General features: G+C 64.4%; 6 protein-coding genes. 4 read left to right on the forward strand and 2 right to left on the reverse strand.

Going from position 1 to position 4,964, the window contains the following annotated elements; all coding sequences use genetic code 11:
* From WAN02_RS22310 to WAN02_RS22320, 3 genes are all read left to right on the forward strand, one after another.
* A partial coding sequence (locus WAN02_RS22310; RefSeq protein WP_422266464.1) for an acyl-CoA reductase occupies positions 1 to 960 on the forward strand: 960 nt, incomplete at its 5' end.
* The gene (locus tag WAN02_RS22315; protein ID WP_422266466.1) at positions 957 to 1,889 is read left to right on the forward strand and encodes an SDR family NAD(P)-dependent oxidoreductase; all 933 of its coding nucleotides are present in this window, start codon (positions 957 to 959) and stop codon (positions 1,887 to 1,889) included. The genes WAN02_RS22310 and WAN02_RS22315, both read left to right, overlap by 4 nt.
* Positions 1,886 to 2,458, forward strand: a complete 573-nt coding sequence (locus WAN02_RS22320; RefSeq protein ID WP_422266468.1) for a TetR/AcrR family transcriptional regulator — start codon at positions 1,886 to 1,888, stop codon at positions 2,456 to 2,458. The genes WAN02_RS22315 and WAN02_RS22320 overlap by 4 nt, the downstream gene beginning before the upstream one ends.
* On the opposite strand, the gene WAN02_RS22325 is transcribed toward WAN02_RS22320, so the two are convergent.
* Both WAN02_RS22325 and WAN02_RS22330 read right to left on the reverse strand, forming a co-directional pair.
* Positions 2,448 to 3,293, reverse strand: coding sequence for an SMP-30/gluconolactonase/LRE family protein (locus WAN02_RS22325; protein WP_422266470.1), 846 nt, complete (start codon positions 3,291 to 3,293; stop codon positions 2,448 to 2,450). The two genes, WAN02_RS22320 and WAN02_RS22325, sit on opposite strands and share 11 nt — an antisense overlap.
* A 2-nt stretch (positions 3,294 to 3,295) precedes the next feature.
* Positions 3,296 to 4,120 (reverse strand): enoyl-CoA hydratase/isomerase family protein, encoded by an 825-nt coding sequence (locus WAN02_RS22330; RefSeq protein ID WP_422266472.1) that lies wholly within the window; start codon positions 4,118 to 4,120, stop codon positions 3,296 to 3,298.
* Positions 4,121 to 4,245: 125 nt separating this feature from the next.
* On the opposite strand from WAN02_RS22330, the gene WAN02_RS22335 reads away from it, so the two are divergent.
* A partial coding sequence (locus WAN02_RS22335) for an SAM-dependent methyltransferase (RefSeq protein WP_422266474.1) occupies positions 4,246 to 4,964 on the forward strand: 719 nt, incomplete at its 3' end.

Here is a 4,964-nt window from a genome sequence, read left to right on the forward strand (position 1 = left end):
ATCCTGCGGTCGGTAATCACCCGGTCGGACGTGATCATCAAGGCGCCCTCGAACGACCCGCTGACCGCGATCGCCATCGCCCGCACACTTGCCGACGTGGCCCCCAACCATCCGATCACCAAGCACCTGGTGGTCGGATACTGGAAGGGTGGTGACTTAACTGTCGAGGAAAGCCTCTACAAGCCGCACCACATCGAAAAGATAGTGGCCTGGGGTGGACTCGCGTCGGTCAAGCACGTAACCCGTTACATTCAGCCCGGTTTGGAGCTCATCGCACTGGATCCCAAGCGCAGCGCAACGATCATCGGCCGCGAGGCGTTCGCTGACGACGACACGATGCGCGAAGTAGCCCGCCGCGCCGCGACCGACATCGGCGTCGCGAACCAAGAGGGCTGCGCGAACGCGCGGGTCATCTACGTGCTCAGCGGCACCGACACCGACGGTCTTGCGAACGCGAACCGGTTGGGCGAATTGATCTATCGAGAGTTGACGTCGCTGCCCGCCATCGTCAGCACCCCGCCGCGCTACCCCAACCGCGAACTGCTCGACCACTTGGAGTCGTCCCGGATGAACGACGACTTCTACCGCGTGATCGGCGGTGAGCAACGCGAGGGTGCGATCGTGGTGTCCCAGTTCGACGAGCCCGTCGACTATTCGCCGATGCTGTCGGGGCGCGTTGCCAACATCGTGCCGGTGGATAGCATCGACAAGGTGACCGCCGCGGTGAACGCGTATACCCAGACTATCGGCATCTATCCCGAATCGCTCAAGCGCCGGCTGCGAGACACGTTGCCGCTGTTCGGTGCCCAACGACTGACCAGTTTGGGCTACGCATGCAATGTCGCGATCGCCGCACCCCAGGACGCCATCGAGCCGATTCGGCGCATGTGCAAGTGGATCGTCGACGAGGAATGCGAAGCCAGCGTCGTCATCCCGCTCTGGAAGCTCGCGCCGGCATGACCGAGACGCGCAGCGCCCTGGACGTCGTCGAGGGAATCGACCTCTCGGGCAAGACATGTGTGATCACTGGGGCGTCGTCGGGGCTGGGCCGCGAGTCGGCTCGGGCGCTGGCGGCAGCGGGTGCGCGGGTGATTCTGGCCGCCCGCAACACCGATGCCCTGGGCGAGGCGGACCGGTGGATACATGCTGAGGTGCCCGACGCAAACACCGCGACCATTCAGCTCGATCTGACCTCGCTGACCAGCGTGCGCACCGCGGCCGGGAAGGTCCGCGAGGCCACGCCTGTCATCGATATCTTGATGAACAACGCGGGTGTCATGTTCACGCCGTTCAGCCGCACTCAGGATGGCTTCGAAATACAACTGGGCACAAATCATCTCGGCCACTTCGAATTCACTCGGCTGCTGATAGCGCAACTCACCGCCGCGCCGGGCGCCCGGATCGTCATCCTCTCCTCCGGCGGCCACGTCATGGGTGACGTCGACCTCGACGATCCGAACTGGGAGCATCGCGAATACGACAAGTTCGCCGCCTACGGCGCTTCCAAGACGGCGAACATCCTGCACGCGAAGGAAGCCGACCGCCGGTTGTGCGAGTTGGGAATCCGCGCGTACGCCGTGCATCCCGGAACCGTGGCCACCTCGCTGGCACGGTACATGTCCAAGTCCGACTTCTCGCAGTTGCGCAAATATGCCGCCGCGAGTGGAGCCGGACGCGGCGAACGCACCGACGGCTACCTCGACTTCACCACGCCCGAGTACGGCTCGGCCACCCAGGTGTGGGCCGCGGTAAGCCCCGAGTTGGCCGATCGAGGCGGGGAGTACCTGGAAAGCTGCGGGGTCAGCGACGCGGTCGCACCCTACGCGGACGACGCCGAGCACGCGGCGCAGTTGTGGGCGCTCTCCGAGAAATTGTGTGCGACAACGTGACCAGAACGGAACGGCGCAAGCAGGAGGTTCGCGAGAAGATTCTCGCGGCAGCGTTCGACCTCTTCCTCGCCCAGGGCGTCAATGCGACCAAGATCGAAGAGATCTGCGAGCGCGCCGATGTGGCCAACCGAACGTTCTTCAATCACTTCGCCACTCGTCAAGACATGATGCGCGCGTTGGCGGAACGACGACTGGTCAACCTGCACGATGTATTCTTCGATCGCGGCGACGAGCCGATCCCGGTGCGGCTTATCGGTGTGTTCGACGACATTGCCATCGCATTGGTCAAATCCGGTGACACCTACCGGGAGATGATCGGGGAAATGCTGGCCGCCAGTGGATATGGCATCCAGCGTGGGTTCAACCTGCACGAAACGTTCGTCGAGCTCGTCAAAGAGGGCGTGGCTCGCGGCGAGGTCAGCGAACGACACGACGCGGAAACGTTGGCCGACATCATTGTTGGTGCGCTATCCGGCGGCATCGTCAACTGGACCGTCGACGGAACCTACTCGCTGGAAACCAATCTGCACAACCTGGGCGTGGCCCTGGCCGAACTGCTCACGTCCTGAGCCAGGCGCCCTCTGGATCGTTGTCGTCGAACCGAATTCGTAGCAGCGACTGGCTTTGGGCAGCGGTGACGAAGAGTTCGTCGGACTGCTGTCCGCCGATGCAGATGTTGGTGGCCAGCGATCCTGAAGGTAATCCAACCTGCCCGATACGCCGACCCTCCGCATCGACGACGTCGATCCGGTCGGCCCCGGTAAGTGCCACCCAGTAATCACCGCGAGTGCTCACGACCATCCCGTCCGGCCAGCCGTTGACGAAAGTGTGCACCAGGTCCGGCGCACCGAATGCACCGGTGTCATAGGACAGCAGCTGTGACGACAATGTCGCTGTCACAAGCAATCTGGAGCCGTCGCGGGTGAACCCCAGCCCGTTGATGAATACCGGTCCGTCGTCGATGATCTGTCGGGTTTCACCGGAGCCGACATCGGTCGCGTACACGTGGCCCGGCAGTCCGGCGTCGGGGGTGCCGATGTCGAACGCGCCGCGGGTGTCGGTGATCCACAGTCGCCCATCCGGACCGAACATCAGATCGTTGGGTGCGCCCAATCCTTCGACGAGGTATTCGACGTCGGTGCCGGTGATCACCTGGACGCCCGGCTCGGCGGGACCGCTTGCGCCCCAGGCCCCGCCGTTCTGCGCGACGTACAACGTGCCGTCGGCACTGCATGCCAAGCCGTTGGGCCCGCCGCCGGTGTCGATGCGCTCGGGTGGGCCGCCGGACGGGTCGACGACATAGACGCAGCCGTAGCTGATGGACGTGAGTGCCACCCGACCGTCGGGTAGCCACACCGGGCCTTCGGTGAACCCCAGACCGTCGGCGATTACGTCGATGTGCACGCTCACAACTCCGGTTCGGGCAGCGGAGCCCACTCGGTGGACAGCCGCGCGCTGAACCGCGGCGGCCGTCGCTCCAGGAATGCGGTGACGCCTTCCCGAGCATCGTCGGTTCCCATCACCCGATGGTGCAGCTGGGTTTCCAACGACGCGACCTGCCGCGGTGTGTAGCCGTTGATCGCACTGTCCCACAGCAGCCGCTTGCACAGTGCCGCCGACATCGGCGCGACGTTGGTCGCGATGTCGCGGGCAATGTCCACCGCGTGATCAAGAACCTGTGCGGCGGGCAGCGCTCGGTTGGCGATACCCCATCCGACGGCCTCTCCGCCGCTGAAGGTCCGCCCGGTCAGCAACACCTCGGCGGCCACACCGAGGTTGGTCAGCTGCGCCAGTGTCCAATGCGACATGCAGTCAGGTATCACGCCCCGACGGACCTGCACCACACCGTATTTGGCGTCGTCGGCGACGACCCGCATGTCAGCCTGCAGAGCGATGGTCAAACCTATCCCGATCGCGTGACCGTTGACGGCGGCGATCACCGGTTTGCGCAATTCAAACGCGGCCGGGTCGATCGGCGACGCCGAAAACGCGCTGTCGTCGGGCGGGGAGTCGAACGGTGAGCTGCTGGCTGAGAAATCCGCTCCGGCACAGAATGCCCGTCCGGCGCCGGTGACCACGATGGCATGGACATTGTCGTCGTTGTCGCAGTCCCGGTATGCCGCGCTCAGCAGGGCGCCCATCTCGGCGGTGTAGGCGTTGAGATGTTCGGGCCTGTTCAGCGTGATCACTGCCACGCCCGCATTGACATCCACTGCTACATCGGTGCTCATTGCACTCGAAGTACACCACGCCCACCTGCGACCCAGCGGATGGTTGGTAATTTCACTAGCCTGGTCTGGTCGGACAGCGTGGTCGTCGACTCAGCACTGCCGGGGAAGCGAGACGGGCGATGGTCATGACACGGGCTGACGACGACAGCTGGGACATCACCGAGAGCGTGGGCGCGACGGCGCTGGGGATGGCGATGGCGCGGGCCGCTGAATCCGTGACCGACTGCCCGCTATTCACCGACCGTTACGCGCAGATTTTCGTCGACGCCGCGATCAAGCGCGGCTGGGATTCGTCGTCGGTAGCCGGGCATTTGGCGATCATCAAGGACTACGCCGCGGTGCGCACCAAGTGGTTCGATGAGTACTTCATCGCCGCCGGCGCCAACGGCATCGACCAGGCCGTGATTCTGGCCGCCGGGCTGGACGCCCGCGCCTGGCGGCTGCCCTGGGTCAAGGACAGCGCCATCTACGAGATCGACCAGCCACAAGTATTGGCGTTCAAGGCTGACACACTCACCGCACTTGGCGCGCGACCCAACGCAAGCTATCAGGCGGTGCCCGTCGACCTGCGAACCGATTGGCCGAAAGCGTTGCGTGAGGCAGGTTTTGATCAGTCCACGCCGACAGCGTGGTCGGCCGAGGGGCTGCTGCCCTACTTGTCGGCGGCCGACCAGGATCTGTTGTTCGAGCGGATCGTGAAACTCAGCGCCGACGGCAGCCGGATCGCCCTCGAGACCCCGGACCCGAGCGCCTTGGACCCGGATTATCTCGAGCGGGGTCGGCAGTATCTAAGCGACGGCGAGCACAACAGCGCACCTGACATCCACGATCTGTTGTTTATGGA

This window comes from Mycobacterium sp., assembly GCF_049281135.1.
In the GTDB taxonomy this organism is placed as follows: Bacteria; Actinomycetota; Actinomycetes; order Mycobacteriales; family Mycobacteriaceae; genus Mycobacterium.

Bases quoted from the DNA above. Each gene is read 5' to 3' on its own strand.
- WAN02_RS22315 (WP_422266466.1), top strand. From the start codon at position 957: ATGACCGAGACGCGCAGCGCCCTGGACGTCGTCGAGGGAATCGACCTC.
- WAN02_RS22330 (WP_422266472.1), bottom strand. From the start codon at position 4,120: ATGAGCACCGATGTAGCAGTGGATGTCAATGCGGGCGTGGCAGTGATC.